Origin of the sequence: Flavobacterium sp. N1736 (genome assembly GCF_025947065.1) — a bacterium.
Lineage (GTDB): Bacteria > Bacteroidota > Bacteroidia > Flavobacteriales > Flavobacteriaceae > Flavobacterium.
Map to the genome: position 1 here is coordinate 115,317 of NZ_CP109994.1, position 18,152 is coordinate 133,468.

Genomic DNA, 18,152 nt, shown 5'->3' on the forward strand with positions numbered 1-18,152 from the left:
GGCAGTATGAAAATCTAGTTTCGTACTGAAGCAGCTATTCTTCTGCAAGATATTTAATCAAGTAAGTGCCGTAATCGGCTCTTTCTTTTCCCTGTCGTTCAATTAGTAGATATATATAAGGTGTTTGAATTAGTATATTTGATTGTATTAAATTAGCAAACTGGATCAGTTTTAAAAACTAAAAGAATATGCTTTTTTTGTTTCCATGTCAATTACGTCCGCACTGCGAACGCAATGGAAATGTACTTCAAAACTTGTGATATCGTCGCAGTTGATTTTTTTGCTGTAAATGGAGTAGGTTCTTTAAGAGACTTCAAATTCAGAATCCTCTTTAGAAAATCACTTAAACTTAGATTTCAGTTTCTCCATGTCTTCCATTATATTCACATCCAAAACTTTTGCATAATGCTGTGTCTGCTTGGTATTAGTATGTCCCATCATTGCAGAAACATTCTCGAGTCTCACACCATTTCCTAAAGTTACAGTGGTAGCAAACGTATGTCTGGCAACATACCATGTAAGATGTTTGTTTATGCCACAGACATCAGCAATTTCCTTTAGATAAGCATTCGTTTTCTGATTGGAAATTTTCGGGATAAGACCTTTCTGTTGGTTTTTATATTTAGAAATAATTTTCTCAACGGTAGGCAGTACCGGGACATTGGCCCTGATGGCAGTTTTCGCTCTGCTGGTCATAATCCATAAATTTCCAGTGGAATCTTCTGATAGGTTTCTTTCAGTCAGTTCCAAAGCATCGACAGGCGCATATCCAGTTTTATACATTTTCATATACTTTCCATCGAATTGTTTTTGATTCCTGTCTGGTCTTTAAAATTGCTCTCATATTTAAGGAACTGTTCCAGTTTAAATGCAAACGAGCTTGATAACTCAGATGCCGGCATGTCTTCTTGTTTATAGGTGCTGCTAATGAAGTTTAAAAGCAGATCTTTGGCTCTTTTGTATTTCTGCAGTGAGGCTGGAGCGCGTTCTCCCGAGTTCACTCTTTTGGTAAAAAAAATATTGTATGTTTCCATAATTTCAATTATGGTTGAACCTTTTGGCTGGTCTATTTTGGCTTTGCCTGTAATTTCAGCTTTTAATAATTGAAGGTTAACCTCAGGATCTATCCTGAAGAGTTCAGTAAATTTTTTGGCTGCATTAAGTTGGAAAAGATCAAGTAGATTTTTGATTACTATTTCCTTTTCAATTTTAAGCGGGTTTCTAAGGTTATTAGTGCTGGCCCATCTTTCTTTTGAAATCGCTTGTCCGGTTGACATTGAAATTTGTCTGTTATTGTAACTCAAACGCGCATAGATTGGAGATTCGCCGTTCTTGTTTACTCTATCAGATTTCTGGTAGAAAAGTACTTTTAACATGTTATCTAGTTTTAAAATTAATAATCAAATTGAATTAAAAATTTTAAGAGAGCCCATTGATAGCAGGGAATTCCCGGGGAATTCTTTTACTTTAGTTACCCATTTTTGAGAAAAAAGATTCAAAAAAAGACTGGGTAACTAATAGGGTAACCATTCTTTGATAAAACATGTGCTTTTTGAAAAGTGTGTAAAAACGAAAAAGCCTTTAAACACTAGTGTTTAAAGGCTTTTGACTTTTAAAGTTTCTTCTGAAACTTCTACTGGCGGAGAAAGAGGCTCCGTAGTCCTTATGTTGATCTCAGTAATTACAGATGTTTTGAGCTTTTTTAAAAATTAGGTACACCGATAGGTACATTAAAAATAGACTCTCACTAGTTATTGCTAAATTACAAAATATATGTATGGGTTGTTGTTTTTTGCTTTTTATATTTTTGCTAAATATTGACGATAATATCAATATTTGAAGTTCATGTGATTTTGGATTTCATCTATTTAATAGATTTTTTCTGATTCTGCTTAAAGTTTCTGGGGAGATGCCAAGATTGGTGCTTTCGTAGCGCATTAAGAGAATATCTATTTCTAAATCTAAGAAATTTAATTTTTCAGTTAATTAAGTAATTAGTTTAGAGATTTTATTATTAGTTCTCAATTTATTTACTTTATAAAGGAATAACTCTGTTTCCTCATTTTGCTATAAAAAAGCACTACAGGCTTATGGAACAGATTTCTACAAGTACTAAAATGATATAATTATTTTTAGTTTAATATAGCTCACAATGAATTGGTCGGAGTAAGGCTAGTGATCCAATACTCTAAAATTGTTTTCAATACTGTTTTATATTTAGAGAATTCCTCCTCTTTTTTAAAATATCCCTGTGCGTGGCAAGAGTACGCCTTAATAACATTTTCGGGAATTTTGGACGTCGACAGAAAGATATAAGGGATACACTTCTTGCTTATTTCTGTATTAGCAAGAATCTGATTGCGTAGTTCAAATCCATTTATCTTTGGCATATTAATGTCAGAAAATATAATGAAGGGTATAACCAAAGGATTTGACAGATAAGCTATGGCGTCCATTGGATCTTCAATAAATGTTATTTTATTCGGGTAATCTAAAGCTTCAAATATATCCTTTAACAATAACCTGTCATCTTCATCGTCTTCAATAATTATAATTTCATCGTTTTTTCTCATAATATTGTAAAGATAGTCTTACTTCTTCAGCTTAGCTAATTATTTAGTAATTAAGTTAGTATTTATGCTAACTATAATCAAAAGTTGGTAATTTGAATTTCTTAAAAATAACACAATTCAACTATAATACACTTGCAGATAATATTACAGAGCATAAAAATCGTCATAATTTATACACAGAGATTTTCCATTTTAAGATCAACGATATTTGCTTTCGTTGGTAAATGCTATAGTTATTGCCCGATGTAAGTCTTACAACCTCCTGTCGACACACTATTGGAAGGATTAGTTTAAATATTTAGATATGATATAAATAAAAAAAGAGCAAATAGTGGTTACTTGCTCTTTAGTGTGCCTTTAAAATTTAAAAAAAAAATTGTAACCATGATGTTATGGTTTATTATTATTTTAAAGGCATAAGCATATGCTGCGTTAATTTTGCTTTGGCATATAAAATAAAAACTTAGGTTTTCTGAAATGCAAGTAACACATTATCAAAGATATATAAAAAATAGCGAAATAAAAGAATTTACTTACATTTTTTTTATTAATATTTTTAGTATTTCTACATTCTTAACTTTTCTTCTGCAATAATGCCGATTTATTGAGTATGAAATTCTAGATAATGATGTATAATTTTAGTAAGTAATTAGATAAACTTAAACTCTATAAATTCATAATCTAAATATTGAGTTTCACATATGAAAATAAAACGCAGAACTTATGACAAGATTTTCAAAGAAAAGGCAGTTCAATTATCTTATAAAAAAGGTAGTATCATACAAGTTGAAAATGAGCTTGAAATATCAGGTTCATTAATATGTAAATGGCGACAGCAATATGAAAAATTTGGAATTGACAGCTTTTGTGGAAAAGGGAACGGATACCAAAGATTAAATTCAGGACAACAAAAAATTAATGAACTTAAAAGAAAAGCTAAACAATCAGAACTAAATTATAAAATTTTAAAAGAAGGGAGTAAGTATATTTCACAAGGGAAATCGATGGTTTTTAATTTCATAGAAAATAATGAAAAAGTATATTCTACAAAAAAAATGTGCAGAGTTTTAGGAGTAGGCGAATTGAGCTATTACCGATGGAAAAATAAAATTATTTCACCGACACAATCTCGCATAATTTTATTGAAACAAGAAATGTCTTCTATATTTATTGAAAGTAAAGAGCGTTATGGAAGTTCTAGAATTACTAAAGAGCTTCAAAATCGCGGCTATCAAATAACGCACTCCACTGTATCAAGACATATGATCCAATTAGGTTTACATAAAAAATCAATTAGAAAATTTAAGGTAACAACGAATTCAAATCATAATCATTATATTGCTCCTAATCTATTAAATAGAGAATTTAATGTGAATAAACCAGGTATAGCGTGGGTTTCAGATATCACATATTTACAAACTACAAAGGGTTTTTTATATCTCACTATTATTTTGGATTTGTTCGACCGAAAAATAATCGGCTGGAATATTAGCAATGAAATGTCTACAAAGATGACTATTATACCAACTTGGGAGATGGCGGTTAATAATAGAGAAATTACAAATGAATTAATATTCCATTCTGATCGAGGAACTCAATATGCCAGTAAAAGTTTTACAAAATTATTGGACTCCCATATGATTGTTAAGAGAAGTATGAGCCGTAAAGGAGATTGCTTTGATAATGCTGTTGCTGAGAGTTTTTTCAGTACATTAAAAAGAGAACTAATATATAGAAATACACTGTTTACCAAAAAAAAGATGAAGGAGGAAATATTCGAGTTTATAGAAAATTGGTATAATAAAAAAAGAATTCATTCTACCTTAAACTATATGACTATAGAAGAATTTAATAAAATGAATAATCAACTTACTTTAATTTTCTATATAAACTATGAAAGAAAATAAAAAAAATTATGATTCCACTTTCAAAGAGAAAGTAGTAAAGTTAAGTTATGAAAGTGGTACTATAAATGAACTTGAAAAAGAATTTCATCTATATGACAGATCTATAGCTATTTGGCAAAAAAATTATGAAAAACTTGGAACGGTTAGTTTTCCTGGGAAGAGTCACCAAAGATTTAGTCCAGAACAAGAAAGAATTTACTGGCTTGAAAAAAAAATTAAAGATTTAGATTTAAAATTTGAGATTTTGAAAAATGGCAGGTGGAATATTTCACAGGGAAAACCAATGGTGTTCGATTTTATAAAAAGCAACGAAAAAACATACCCTATTAGATTAATGTGTAAAGTTTTTGGTATAAGTTATATTACATATTGCAGATGGAGAAGCGAGTGTATTTCCGAAGCAAAAAAGCGAAGAATCTTAGTAAAGGAAGAAATAAGATCTATATTTTTTGATTCTAAACAAAGGTATGGAAGTGTTAGAATTACCATAGAGCTTCAAAATCGCGGCTATAAAATATCACGATCTTCAGTATTACTTTATATGAGAGAATTAAATCTGTACAGTAAGTTCACAAAAACAGCTTATAAGTAGCAAACTGATAATCCAGCATTTTTAAAAAGATTTTCATTAGAAATCTAACTACCCCTCATTGACTTGGATGTTCTTTTAATTTGTATTACTAAAACTCCTTTGAAGTAGCGAAAGCCTTTCTAAACTGCCTACGAATATCTACCATTTGATCAAACAAAACTATAATATAGTCGACCCTAAATTTCTTAAGTCTTAAATATTGCTAGATTTTTAATTGTTTTAAAAATATATGCCTTGATTTTGCAATAAAAATTCAAAGTACTCGCCTTAATAACATAATTTTTTTCCATTTATCTTTTTTGTGGATCATGAATTTGCTTGCCATTATGTATTTTTATATTTCTCGATTACCTTATTCATATCTTCTTTGATATTAGCATCTAAAACTTTAGCATAATGCTGTGTTTGTAAAATGTTTGTATGACCCATCATCGATGAAACATTTTCTATTCGCACGCCGTTTCCCAAAGTAACTGTTGTGGCAAAAGTGTGTCTGGCGGCATACCATGTCAATTTTTTTTTAATGCCGCATAACACTGCAATTTCTTTCAGATATTCATTCATCTTCTGATTTGATAATGGAGGCAGAAGAGTAAGCTGCTGCTGGCTGTATTTGTTAATTATTTTATGTGCTGGGTGAAGTAAGGGGGACATTCTCTTGTGTTGAGGTTTTTGTTCTGTTTGATATAATCCAGAGGTCATTGTTATTGTCGGCTACGAGGTTTTCTTTTGTAAGGGCAGAAGCGTCCGCCGGGCCGTATCCTGTATAACAACAGAATATGAAAATATCTTTGACTTTGGCTAACCTTTCCACGAAAATCTCTTACTTCAAATATTTTTAATTCTTCAGGTGTTAAGTAGATGGCACTTTTCTCGAATACTTTACCGTCATATGAATCGAAAGGGTTGTTAGTGATTAAACCTAATTTTACTGCATAATTAAATGCAGTTTTATACATCCGCATATATTTTACTGTTGAGTTGTTTTTAATTCCTGTGCGGCCCTTAAAACTGCTGTCGTATTTAAGAAATGATTCGAGATTATGAATAAAACTGTTGTTAATTGACTTACATATTATGTCGTCTTTTTGGTATTCTTCTTTTAAAAAATTGGAAAGCAGTTCCTTGGATCGTTCATATTTTTTGAGGCTTGCATAAGATCTTTCATCTTTAGCAACTTTCCGATTGAAATTGCTGATATGGGTTTCCAGAATCTTTAAAGCTGTGACTCCCTCTGCAGTAGTTTTTTTATTAAATTCATTTTTGAGTTTTAAAAGAGAAAAATCACCGTCTCTTTGAATGATTTCATTAAATTTTTTTTCAATATTCATTTGGAACAAATCTAATGTTTTTCTAAGAGTTTTTTCCTTTTCCATTCTGAGCACCCTGCGTAGTTTATTGGTAAAATTCCATCTTTCTTTTGTTATATACTGGCCCGTTGTCATGGTAATCGAATTTTCATAATACCACAGGCGTGCATAGATTGGAGATTCATCTCTCCAGTTTAACTTTCCAGGTTTAAGAAAAAAATAGATTTTTAGCATCACTTATTGCTATTTGTGTTTAATAATAGTTAATTAAGTTCTTGCTAAGGTCTGAAATTTTAATGAATTTATATATGAAGGTGCTGAAAATGAGATGTTTTTAGTGTGTTTTTACTAAGGGAAAGGCTACGATTTACGTGAAAAAAAGGGACACTAATAGGGACACAAAAATATACTAAAAAGTCACTTAATTTTGAAAACTGAAAAAGTGAAAGAAATGACGGTCTCAGTATTTAAAAGGATTGACAAAGGATAACCAGTCTTTTTAAAGTTAGGTTCCGAAGTTTTGAGCTAGTTCTAAAAACGTCGAAACCCCTAGTAAATGCTAGGGGTTTCATTTTCAGCGGAGAAAGAGGGATTCGAACCCCCGGACCTGTTACAGTCAACAGTTTTCAAGACTGCCGCATTCGACCGCTCTGCCATTTCTCCAGTATGTTGCGATCATTTGCTGATTGCGAGTGCAAATATAAGACGCTTTTTCGGTTCTCAAAACTTTTTTTAAGCTTTTTTACTGATTATTTTAAATTAATTTTCAAGTGCTTCATAATCAGTATTTATTTTAAAAACAATTTTACGTTAAATAATGTAATTAATCTAAAATAGGCGTCGGTTTCTTGTTTTCATCAACTGCAACAAACGAAAAAGTTCCTGAAACTACAGTTTCGCGAAGCTCAGAATACATTTGTTCCATGAAAATATCAACGTGAATTTTACAGCTGGTTCTTCCAACGTTAACAACTTTTGCTACTAATTCGATTAAAGTACCCGCCGGAATTGCTTTTTTAAAATCAATTTGTCCTGTTGAAATAGTTACTACTTTCTTGCGGCTAAATCTTGTCGCACAAATAAAAGCAACTTCATCCATGAGATGCAGCGCAGTACCTCCAAATAAAGTATCATAATGATTTGTTGTACTCGGAAAAACGGCTTTAAAAATATGAGTCTCAGATTTTGCAATTCTTTCTTCTAAAGTACCCATATATTAGTAGTTTACGTATTCAGTAATTTCAAGCCCGTATCCAATCATACCAACACGTTTTGTTTGCTCTGTATTAGACACCAACCTAATTTTTGAAATATCAATATCATGCAGGATTTGAGCTCCAATTCCGTAATCTTTACTGTCAATAATTACTTTTGGCGCTTTCATTGTCCCTCCGGCCTGTAAAGCTTTAAGTTCAGAGATACGGCTTAATAAATTAATCGCCTGCATATCCTGATTAATAAAAATAACTGCGCCCTTTCCATTCTCATTAATTACTTTAAACATACCATCCAGTTGTTGTTCAGCATTATTGGTTAAAGTACCTAGTAAATCATTATTTACCTGCGAAGAGTGAATTCTCGTTAAAATTGGTTCTCCAAGATTCCACGTTCCTTTCGTTAAAGCAATATGAATTTGTTTATTTGTCGTTTGTTCGTAAGCTCGTAATCTAAAAGTTCCAAAACGAGTTTCGATATCAAAATCTTCTTTTTTAACAATTAAACTATCGTGCTGCATTCTGTAAGCAACAAGATCTTCAATAGAAACTAATTTTAAATTGAATTTCTTAGCCACTTTTACAAGTTCAGGCAAACGAGACATAGTTCCGTCTTCATTTAGAATTTCGCAAATTACACCAGCCGATTTAAATCCTGCTAATCTTGCAAAATCAATTGCAGCTTCTGTATGACCGGTTCTTCTTAAAACGCCGCCTTGTTTTGCAACCAAAGGAAAAATGTGTCCCGGTCTTGCCAATTCATGTGGTTTTACATTTGAATCTGTCAATGCCAATACTGTTTTAGACCTGTCTGCTGCCGAAATCCCTGTCGTTACCCCATGTCCTTTTAAATCTACAGATACTGTAAATGCAGTTTCCATATGATCCGTATTATTAGTAACCATAGGTCTTAAATCCAATTCCTTACAACGGCTTTCTGTTAGCGGCGCACAAATTAATCCACGTCCGTGTGTAGCCATAAAGTTGATCATTTCCGGAGTTACTTTTTCGGCTGCAGCTAAAAAATCACCTTCATTTTCACGATCTTCATCATCGACTACTATAATTACTTTACCTTGACGAATATCTTCTATAGCTTCTTCAATGGTATTGAGTTGTATTTTTGCTGACATAATTATTGTTTGTTTTGAGCGGGAAAAAAGCGCTCGGAAATTTTTTGAAACAGTTGTGATATTGGAGTAGTAATGGCATCAAAATTAATTAAGCCATTATCGTTTGTAGCGCGATATGTTAATAAAACTGCTAACGGCAGCAATATAAATGACGACATCCATGAACCCATAAAAGGAGTCATACCGCCCTCTTGTGATAGTCTTTTTCCAAAAGTATTAATAAAGTGGAAGGTAATAAAAATCAAAACCGCAAATACAATAGGTAAACCCAGTCCGCCTTTACGGATAATAGCACCTAGCGGAGCGCCAATAAAAAACATTAAAAAGCAGGCAAAAGCAATGACAAATTTTTCGTATAATGCCGTTAAATGCTTGTTGATGTCTCTTTGTTTATCTTTTAAATCTTTTTGAGTAGTTTCGATAGAGTATATATTGCTCGTAACCGTGCTGCTCGCCATTTTTAAAATATCAGACTTTTGTTTGTTGGTATATAAAGATAAAAGATCGTTTGGCAATGCTTTTTTCTTTTTGTCTGTTTTTAAAACCTTAGGCGAAGGTTTAATTCCAACGCGCTGATTTATATTTTCAGAAAATGAAACTATTTCGTTATTCAGGTTTTTGTTTAAAGAATCTAAAGTATAGCGCAATTCATTCACATTCAGCATTCCGTTTGTGCTACTTACACTTGCTTTATCTTCATCAACCTTATTTAATTCAGATAAATCAATATTGATGATTTGTTTTTTAAACTCACTTTTTATAAAAGGAAGTTTAGAACGATCTTCGTATTTTTTTGGAGTAACATCCTGATAATAATAACCGTCATTCAGAACGAGCTTTAAGATACTTGATTTTTCATTACTGATTAATTTACCATTTTTAGCTTTTATAACTGTTTTGTTTTCACCATAATTATTCGCTTTTTCATGAATGGTAACGCCTGTTAAGATATTCCCGTTTTCTCCTGACTTTTTGTTTACTTTAATATTATAAGTCCCAACATCATTAAACTGACCTTCGGCAATAGCCATAGCGGGTTTAGCCTGAGCAATGTTTTTTCTGAAATTAACAAATTTATATTCGGCATACGGAATTACATTATTGGCAAACCAAAATGCAACAATACTTAAAACGAAAATAAAAATGATTAAAACACGCATTGCCCTTTGCAACGATATTCCTGAAGATTTCATAGCGGCAAACTCATAATTTTCGGCTAAATTTCCGAAAGTCATAATAGAAGCCAATAAAACCGAAAGCGGTAAAACCAGCGGAATAATTCGGGGCATTGAGAAAAGAAGGAATTTTACAACCAATATCAAATCAAGGTCTTTACCTGCTAATTCAGAGATAAAAAGCCATACAGTTTGAAGAATGAATATAAAAAAAAGGATTACAAATACCGTAGTAAATGTAATCAGAAATGTTTTTAGTAAGTATTTGTCTAAAATTTTCAACCTTTGATTAATCTAATTTGTTGATGTAGTATTTTGGATATTTGCTCGCTACAAAGGTAAATTGATTTTTTGATAAAGGCTGATTGGTTTTAAAAGAATTAACGGTTAAAGTGGTTTTTGTTCCATTTTTTCCTGTTTCAATCAAATTATAGATGTGTTTTGTTTGTACATCAATACCTAAAAGAATTTCTTTTCTTTGATCTTTAACATTTGTTGGAGCTAATTTAATGTACTGAATTTTTCTTCCTTTTACATTTTGAACAATGTCCATATTGTATTTATATCCGGAATTAAAGAAAGTAAGCATTTTGGAAGGTGTTATAGCTACATCATCTTTTTCGTTTACTTTAGAAATGGTAACTTCTTCATCTTCAGGAACAATAGTGTAAGTTTTTTGTCCGTCGAATATTTTAGTAACACCCATAAAATTCAATACATATTGATTGCCTTTCATAATAACATTTCCTTTGCTGTCCTGATTGATATTTTCTTTTGCATTATTCAGAGAATATTTAAAGTCAATAGCAATATTGTCGTAGCTTTTTATTTTGGCTGTTACCTCGTTCAATAAATCTTTGGCTTTTTTATCCTGAGCCTGAATAGAGGTAAAGCTCAAAAGAAATAAAAGTGCTATTTGCAAGCATTTTTTAGTTCTGTTTTTGATAGAATTGTTGTTGATTTCTTGAATTTTTGCTTTCATGATTGGATTAATTTTGTTCATTGTTAAAAAATTGATCAAGAGCACTTAAATCTAAGATGTTCACGCTGCGGGCTTTACTGCCTTCAAACGGACCAACAATACCGGCTGCCTCCAGTTGATCGATTAAACGACCCGCTCTGTTGTATCCTAATTTTAATTTTCTTTGCAATAAAGAGGCTGAACCTTGTTGTGCATTGACAATAATTTCAGCGGCTTCTCTAAATAAAGTATCTCTGTCAGAAATATCCATATCAAGATTAATGCCAGTTTCTTCTCCAACAAACTCCGGAAGTAAATAAGCTGTCGCGTATGCTTTTTGTGAGCCAATGAAATCCGTGATTTTTTCAACCTCCGGAGTATCAATAAACGCACACTGCACACGAACAACATCATTTCCGTTCGTATATAATAAATCTCCACGACCAATCAACTGATCAGCTCCCTGCGTATCCAAAATAGTTCTTGAGTCAATTTTTGAAGTTACTCTAAATGCAATTCTGGCAGGAAAATTCGCTTTAATCAAACCTGTAATTACGTTTACAGATGGTCTTTGTGTCGCGATAATCAAGTGAATACCAATAGCACGCGCTAACTGAGCCAAACGCGCAATCGGAATTTCGACTTCTTTACCGGCAGTCATAATCAAATCGGCAAACTCATCGACAACCAATATAATATAAGGTAAAAATCTATGTCCCGCTTCCGGATTTAATTTTCTGGCTTTAAATTTATCGTTGTATTCCTTGATATTACGCACCATTGCATCTTTCAACAATGAATAACGGTTATCCATTTCAACACAAAGGGAGTTTAATGTGTTCACTACTTTTGCATTATCCGTAATAATCGCATCTCCAGCATCAGGAAGTTTGGCTAAATAATGTCTTTCTATTTTATTAAAAAGTGTAAGCTCGACTTTTTTCGGATCGACCAAAACAAATTTCACTTCCGCCGGATGTTTTTTGTATAAAAGCGAAGTCAAAACCGCATTCAATCCAACAGATTTTCCTTGTCCTGTCGCACCAGCCATCAATAAGTGAGGCATTTTGGCTAAATCGACAACAAAAGTTTCGTTCGAAATGGTTTTTCCCAATGCAATTGGCAATTCCATTTCAGCTTCCTGAAATTTAGCTGAACCAATAACACTTTTCATCGAAACCATTGTAGGATTTTTATTCGGAACCTCGATACCAATTGTTCCTTTTCCTGGTATTGGCGCAATAATACGAATTCCCAAAGCCGAAAGAGACAAAGCAATATCATCTTCTAAACTCTTAATTTTAGAAATTCTGATACCCGCCTCAGGTACAATTTCGTATAAAGTTACCGATGGACCAACGGTCGCTTTAATTTGTGCAATTTCAATTTTGTAGTTACGAAGTGTATCTACAATTTTGTTTTTATTTTCTTCTAATTCTTCCTGATTAATCGTGATTCCGCCCGTCGAATATTCTTTTAATAAATCAATTGTTGGAAATTTATAATTCGATAAATCTAAAGTTGGGTCAAATAATCCAAAATCAGCTACTAAACGAGATGCCAGATTTTCTTCGATAATATCTTCTTCTTCTGCTTTTTCGATAACAAATTCCTCATGATGCGCAGGAGTTTCCGTTACCGGATTTATATTCATTTGAAGCGGTTTCGCAACAGGATTCAAATCAATTTCAGACGAATGATTTATCGTAGGTTTTAAGGCTTCTTTGTTGATTTCGAACTGAGTATCTTCTGTTTTTAAGTGAATATTATCCAATTCAGGATCTTCCTCCTCAATTGCAAATTCTTCTAAATTATAAGCGCTTTCCGTTTGTGGCTGCGTATTTAAAGAACTTAATTCTGATTTGATTTCTTTTTTAGTAGAATCAAAATAGGATTGAATTTTTTCAGGAGATAGTTTTATTTTGAAAATCAAGTACACAATTAATCCGAAAAGCAGCGCCAGTAAAGTTCCTGTTTTTCCGATATAATCCTGCGAGAATAAATTTAGTTCATAACCAATAGTTCCGCCTAATTCAGGGGCAGATGTGGCAAAGAATCCAAATAATATAGATACAATAATAATGGCAAATAAATCCCAAAACCAAATGTTTTTAAGTTTTCTAAGCGATAATTCCAGCGCTAAAAACATTCCAGTCAGGAAAAATAATCTAACAAGAATAAAAGATGCAATTCCAAATCCTCGATATACAATCAAATCTGCAAGATAAGCGCCAAATTTCCCCAGCCAGTTTTGCACCACTTCAGAACGATCATCAAGCTTACTAACAGCACTTTGATCTAACTGCCATTGCCCGTTGACGTAAAAAGAAATAAATGCAACTAATAATGCAATAGAAAATAATATCAAAAGACAGCCCATAACAAAACGTTGCTGTTTGTTGGGTCTCCAAGATTTTAAACTCTCAGCTTTTGGTTCGGTTTTTTTGTTTACAGTATCTTTTTTGGTTGTTTTTGCCATTCTTGCGTTTAGTATTGCCTATATAAATTTGGGTAAATAAATAATCAAGCCTATTGCTATTGCGGTCATTGCGGCAAAAAATACCGCCCCGGCAGCAATATCTTTAATAAATCCGATTCTTTTACTGTAATCAGGATGAATAAAATCGGCAATTTTTTCTACAGCCGTATTCAGTCCTTCAATACTCATTACCAAGCCGATGGCTAATACCTGGAAAAGCCATTCGGTTTGTGAAATTTTAAAATAGAACCCGGCAATAGTCATTACAATTCCCAATGAGAACTGTACCATAATGCTGTGCTCTGTTTTTATAAGTTTAACAGCACCGTTAAAAGCATACGTCATGCTTTTTAACCGGCCTGTTACAAAAGTATTATCTTTTTCAAATGTCATTATATGGATATTATAATGCTGCTAAAGCTGCTTCGTAATTTGGTTCGTTTGCAATTTCAGCAACTTGTTCTGTATGAGTGATTTTACCATTAGCATCAACAACAATAATCGCTCTAGAGTGTAAACCTGCTAAAGGTCCGTCAACAATTTCTAAACCATTTGTTTTACCAAAAGTTCCAGCTTGAAAATCAGATAAGTTTACTACATTTTCTAAACCTTCGGCTCCACAAAAACGTTTTTGAGCAAATGGAAGATCTCTTGAAATACATAAAACAGTAGTGTTTTCTAAGTTACTCGCACTTTCGTTGAATTTTCTAACAGAAGTTGCACAAGTTCCCGTATCAATACTTGGAAAAATATTTAAAACTAATTTTTTACCGGCAAAATTGCTTAATGAAGCTACTGATAAATCATTTTGTACTAATTTGAAATCAGCAAGTTGAGATCCAACTGTTGGTAATTCTCCCGAAGTATGAATAGGATTTCCTCCTAATGTTATTGAAGCCATGATTTTTGTTTAAATTTATGAGGTTCAAAAGTAAGGATTAATATTTGAATCTAAAAGTATTTGTTAGCGTTGTGATTAGAATTAGGCTACTTTTAAGATAACGAATAATTTGGCATTTTTGTTGTAAACGCCTGTTGTTTGTCTTTGAGGGGAACGAAGCAATCTCGCTGGCAAGAGCAAACTTTGAGGATCATTAAAACGGATCAACTGCGTGAGGTTGCTTCGTTCCTCGCAATGACTTTGCATGTGCTGAAAACTGAAAACTGCGACTGAAAAACCTAAAAACTGAAAACAGAGCCTGAGACTATAAACTAAAAAAAAGCGTTTTCTTATTCAGAAAACGCTTTTTTTAGTCATGTTTTTTATTTGTACTGAGGAAAGGCCGATTATTTATCTATAGAACCTAAAACACGTTTCATGAACGCATTCAATGCTTCTTTTTTGTCTGTGCCCTGAACCACCATTTTGTGTACTTCAAGTGCGCCATACATGTTTGAAATTAATTCGCCAATTACATCTAATTCTTCATCTTTTAGAGAAGGAATTTCAGTCATAGCCTCCAAAACTTCAATAGTTTCGATGATATAATCCTGATCGTTTTCTTCGATAAATTGCGTTAATTGCTTTATTACGGGTAATTTCATTTTTTTAGATTTTTAGATTACTCGATTATTGGATTTTTAGGTAAGATTCAAAAAATCTAATAGTCTAAAAATCTAATGATCTGTTTACGCAATTGCGTTTACCAAGTCGATTAAAACTTCTTGTTTGTTGGTTTGAGTTTCTCCAACTAATTTTCCGTTTACGAAAGTTGCGAATGTTGGCAAGTTGCTTACATTGGCTAATTTTCTTGATTCAGGAGAATTTTCAGCATCAACCAAAACAAAAGTGATAGCTTCATTTTCTGTTGCTAATTTTTTGAATTTTGGTTTCATAATACGGCAATTTCCACACCATGAAGCTGAATATTGTACTACTACTTTTTCGTTTTTAGCAACTAAATCTGCTAACGTATCTTCGTTTAAGTCGATTAACATTTGTTTGTTTTTTAAGGTTCAAAGTGGCAAAGGTTCAAAGGGACAAAGTTTTTGAAACTTCGTTTGTCTTCGTTGCTGTGCAACTTTGTAAAATTTTGAGTGGTTTAAGAGGCAAAGGTTCAGGGATATTAAGTTTAAAACTTAGTAAATCGCAGCAAAAAACCTTTGCTGCTTTGTACCTCTGAACCTTTGTACCTTTATAAAAATTAGTTTGCGCTCAAATACTCAGCAGTACTGATTCTGTCAGCAGACATAGCTTCTTTACCAGCTTCCCAGTTTGCAGGACAAACTTCTCCTTTTTCCTGAATGTGAGTGTAAGCATCAACCATACGTAAGTATTCGTTTACGTTACGTCCTAATGGCATATCGTTAACACTTTCGTGGAAAATTTTTCCAGTTTCGTCAATTAAATAAGTAGCTCTGTAAGTTACGTTTGAACCTTCGATGATAACTGAATCAGTTTCTTCGCTGTATTCTGTAGATTCAATATCTAAAATTCCTAAAATGTTAGATAAGTTACGGTTTGTATCTGCTAAAATTGGGTAAGTTACACCTTCAATTCCACCGTTGTTTTTTGGAGTGTTTAACCAGGCAAAGTGTACTTCGTTTGTGTCGCAAGAAGCTCCGATTACGATAGTATTTCTTTTTTCAAATTCTGGTAATGCAGCTTGAAAGGCGTGTAATTCAGTTGGACATACAAAAGTGAAATCTTTTGGGTACCAAAATAATAATACTTTTTTGTTATTGTTTACTGCTTCTTCAAAAATGTTAATTTTTAAGTTATCACCCATTTCTGAGATAGCATCTACTGCAATACTTGGGAATTTTTTTCCTACTAAAGACATATTTTTCGTTTTAAGTTAAATATTTATTTAGTGCAAAAGTAGGGTATAACTAAAGCTATTTACAATAAGATGTAATTATTAATATTTATTTAATAATAACTTTTAATTATGGTTTATGGATAGTGATTTGTAACTTATTGAAATTCAATATTAACGGGTAAATTTCCTGAATATTTTTTATTTTCAAGAAATTGAATTCCTGCAATTTTTTGAAATTCTTCAAAATCCTGATATGCCTCAATCAATCCTGAAGCCTTTGAAAGATCCGGAATTAATGGTAAAACATAAGGATTTCCGAAAACATAAATAACGCATTTTTTAGTTTGAAGAAGATGCGAAAGCAAAGCTAAAACTTCATCATTAACTTCAAAATTATTCAAAGGTTTTGCCTTCGGAACAAATAAAGATATAAGAATAGTTTCAAAATTTTCCAGTTCTTTTTTTATAGATGAAATATCAGAAATTTCTAAATTTTCAAAAGCAAATTCCGGCGAAGATAATTTTGAGTTTAAGGTTTTGAAAAAAGTATTCTCAACATTTTTATACAAACTCAATTTTGCTAATTTGTTTCTTTTTTGAGCTTCAAAAATCAATTCAGAATTTTGATTATCAATAACTTTTGTAATGCAGTTTTCTGCGATTTCAAGATTTAAAACGGATGCTTTTTCGAAATTTAATTCTCCGGTTGCAGAAAAAGAATCATTTAAAAGACCCACTTTTTCTTTGGCTTTCATAATTCTGTTGAAACTTTCTTCAATACGATCCGGCGAAGCATTTTTAAGAATGGCTTCAATTCCTTCGGGAACATTTTCGGCGAAGCATAAAATATCATTTCCGGCGTTGAACGCTTCCCATTCTAATTCACCTTTGGTTTCATACAATTTAGAAACGCTGTGCATGTTTAATGCATCAGAAATTACCAAACCATCATAACCTAATTTCTCGCGCAAAAGCGTTTCAATAATAGGTTTTGATAAAGTTGCCGATGTATTTTTTCCGTCATTTAAACTCGGAACCGCCAAATGTCCAATCATAATCGAGTCGACATTATTTTCAATTCCTTTAATGAACGGATATAATTCGTTTTCTAATAATTCTTCAAGAGTTTCATTTAAAACCGGCAATCCCAAATGCGAATCGACATTCGTATTTCCGTGTCCGGGAAAGTGTTTCAGGCAGCCTAAAATACCAACTTCCGACATTCCTTTCAAATATTCAACAGCAAAATCAGCAACTTTCTTTTTATTTTCACCAAAAGAGCGATACCCAATAACCGGATTATTTGGGTTATTATTAATGTCTGCCAAAGGAGATAAATTATAATGAATTCCGGCAGCTTTTAAATCTAAACCAATTTGTTTTCCAACTTCATAAACCAAATTAGATTTATTTTCGGGTAAAGCGCCAAGTGTAATGGCATACGGATATTGCGGTGTTTTTTCTATACGCATCGCCAAACCCCATTCTGCATCAATACTAATTAAAAGTGGAGTAGAAGCGGCCTTTTGATAGCGAACAATTAAGTCTTTAATTTTTTGATAACTATCGTCATTAAAAACAACTTTTTTCTTGCTTTCATAATTCGTTGCAGCGCTCGCCCGACTGTGAAAAAAAGTCAGTCCGCCAATGTTGTGTTCTTTGATCAAACGTTCGGTTTCCTGAATATTTTCTTCGGTATCGTTTATAAAAACAGCAGGAAAAAAGAATTGTCCCACTTTTTGTTTTAATGCTTCAGCTGTCATTTTCATTATTATAAAGTCTTTTTCATGCAAACACTATTATCCACGTTTTCATAAGGAGGATAATTAGGAATCTTTTTCTCTAAAAGCGCCACAACCCATAGCAATATCATTTTCATAAAAAACGACCGCATGTTTTATTTTATCAATTTTATTAAACTGATTATAAAAGCCGTGATCTTCTCCGTCTCTGATTGCTAAATCTTGGTCTAATAAAGCAACCAGATTTATAAAATCAATATCATCAGAGTTTGTGCGTTTTAAGCTAATCATGATACATGTTTGA

At 32.4% G+C, this 18,152-nt stretch carries 19 protein-coding genes and 1 tRNA gene; 2 read left to right on the top strand and 18 right to left on the bottom strand.

What is annotated here, in order from left to right:
* Positions 1-339: 339 nt before the first annotated feature.
* The 3 genes from OLM54_RS00405 to OLM54_RS00415 form a co-directional block, all read right to left on the bottom strand.
* On the bottom strand, positions 340-789 hold the full coding sequence (locus OLM54_RS00405; RefSeq protein WP_319802301.1) for a site-specific integrase: 450 nt from the start codon (positions 787-789) through the stop codon (positions 340-342).
* Positions 786-1,376, bottom strand: coding sequence for a hypothetical protein (locus OLM54_RS00410; RefSeq protein WP_264536651.1), 591 nt, complete (start codon positions 1,374-1,376; stop codon positions 786-788). Before OLM54_RS00410 ends, OLM54_RS00405 begins: the two co-directional genes overlap by 4 nt.
* 771 nt (positions 1,377-2,147) lie before the next feature.
* Positions 2,148-2,573, bottom strand: coding sequence for a response regulator (locus tag OLM54_RS00415; protein ID WP_264536652.1), 426 nt, complete (start codon positions 2,571-2,573; stop codon positions 2,148-2,150).
* A 701-nt stretch (positions 2,574-3,274) separates the two neighbouring features.
* Here OLM54_RS00415 and OLM54_RS00420 point away from each other — a divergent pair.
* Entirely contained in the window at positions 3,275-4,480 is a 1,206-nt protein-coding gene (locus tag OLM54_RS00420; protein WP_264536653.1) for an IS3 family transposase, read from the top strand.
* On the top strand, positions 4,467-5,072 hold the full coding sequence (locus OLM54_RS00425; protein ID WP_264536654.1) for an IS3 family transposase: 606 nt from the start codon (positions 4,467-4,469) through the stop codon (positions 5,070-5,072). The genes OLM54_RS00420 and OLM54_RS00425 overlap by 14 nt, the downstream gene beginning before the upstream one ends.
* A gap of 324 nt (positions 5,073-5,396) precedes the next feature.
* Here the strand turns inward: OLM54_RS00425 and OLM54_RS00430 are convergent, their stop codons facing one another.
* The 15 genes from OLM54_RS00430 to OLM54_RS00500 all read right to left on the bottom strand — a co-directional run bounded on the left by OLM54_RS00430 (position 5,397) and on the right by OLM54_RS00500 (position 18,139).
* Positions 5,397-5,726 (bottom strand): site-specific integrase, encoded by a 330-nt coding sequence (locus OLM54_RS00430; protein ID WP_264536655.1) that lies wholly within the window; start codon positions 5,724-5,726, stop codon positions 5,397-5,399.
* 50 nt (positions 5,727-5,776) lie between these two features.
* Entirely contained in the window at positions 5,777-6,616 is an 840-nt protein-coding gene (locus OLM54_RS00435; RefSeq protein WP_264536656.1) for a phage integrase SAM-like domain-containing protein, read from the bottom strand.
* A gap of 344 nt (positions 6,617-6,960) precedes the next feature.
* Positions 6,961-7,045: transfer RNA gene (locus tag OLM54_RS00440), tRNA-Ser, on the bottom strand.
* 160 nt (positions 7,046-7,205) lie between these two features.
* Entirely contained in the window at positions 7,206-7,595 is a 390-nt protein-coding gene (locus OLM54_RS00445) for an acyl-CoA thioesterase (RefSeq protein ID WP_264536657.1), read from the bottom strand.
* Between the two features lie 3 nt (positions 7,596-7,598).
* On the bottom strand, positions 7,599-8,729 hold the full coding sequence (gene ribB / locus OLM54_RS00450) for a 3,4-dihydroxy-2-butanone-4-phosphate synthase (protein ID WP_413614460.1): 1,131 nt from the start codon (positions 8,727-8,729) through the stop codon (positions 7,599-7,601).
* Positions 8,730-8,731: 2 nt separating this feature from the next.
* Positions 8,732-10,186 carry an LptF/LptG family permease gene (locus OLM54_RS00455; protein ID WP_264536658.1) on the bottom strand — a complete coding sequence of 485 codons (1,455 nt, stop codon included), beginning with the start codon at positions 10,184-10,186 and terminating at the stop codon, positions 8,732-8,734.
* Positions 10,187-10,193: 7 nt separating this feature from the next.
* Complete coding sequence (locus OLM54_RS00460) at positions 10,194-10,886, bottom strand: LolA family protein (protein WP_264536659.1); 693 nt, start codon at positions 10,884-10,886, stop codon at positions 10,194-10,196.
* A 7-nt stretch (positions 10,887-10,893) separates the two neighbouring features.
* Positions 10,894-13,344 carry a DNA translocase FtsK gene (locus OLM54_RS00465; protein WP_264536660.1) on the bottom strand — a complete coding sequence of 817 codons (2,451 nt, stop codon included), beginning with the start codon at positions 13,342-13,344 and terminating at the stop codon, positions 10,894-10,896.
* Positions 13,345-13,362: 18 nt separating this feature from the next.
* On the bottom strand, positions 13,363-13,737 hold the full coding sequence (locus tag OLM54_RS00470) for a diacylglycerol kinase family protein (RefSeq protein WP_264536661.1): 375 nt from the start codon (positions 13,735-13,737) through the stop codon (positions 13,363-13,365).
* 10 nt (positions 13,738-13,747) lie between these two features.
* Positions 13,748-14,245, bottom strand: a complete 498-nt coding sequence (tpx, locus tag OLM54_RS00475) for a thiol peroxidase (RefSeq protein ID WP_264536662.1) — start codon at positions 14,243-14,245, stop codon at positions 13,748-13,750.
* A 386-nt stretch (positions 14,246-14,631) separates the two neighbouring features.
* Positions 14,632-14,889 carry a DUF6952 family protein gene (locus tag OLM54_RS00480; protein ID WP_017495510.1) on the bottom strand — a complete coding sequence of 86 codons (258 nt, stop codon included), beginning with the start codon at positions 14,887-14,889 and terminating at the stop codon, positions 14,632-14,634.
* A gap of 84 nt (positions 14,890-14,973) precedes the next feature.
* Complete coding sequence (locus OLM54_RS00485) at positions 14,974-15,282, bottom strand: thioredoxin family protein (protein WP_041519142.1); 309 nt, start codon at positions 15,280-15,282, stop codon at positions 14,974-14,976.
* 206 nt (positions 15,283-15,488) lie between these two features.
* Positions 15,489-16,127 carry a peroxiredoxin gene (locus OLM54_RS00490; RefSeq protein ID WP_264536663.1) on the bottom strand — a complete coding sequence of 213 codons (639 nt, stop codon included), beginning with the start codon at positions 16,125-16,127 and terminating at the stop codon, positions 15,489-15,491.
* A gap of 134 nt (positions 16,128-16,261) precedes the next feature.
* Entirely contained in the window at positions 16,262-17,875 is a 1,614-nt protein-coding gene (locus OLM54_RS00495; protein ID WP_264536664.1) for a glycoside hydrolase family 3 protein, read from the bottom strand.
* A 57-nt stretch (positions 17,876-17,932) separates the two neighbouring features.
* The gene (locus OLM54_RS00500) at positions 17,933-18,139 is read right to left on the bottom strand and encodes a hypothetical protein (RefSeq protein ID WP_264536665.1); all 207 of its coding nucleotides are present in this window, start codon (positions 18,137-18,139) and stop codon (positions 17,933-17,935) included.
* Positions 18,140-18,152: the final 13 nt, after the last annotated feature.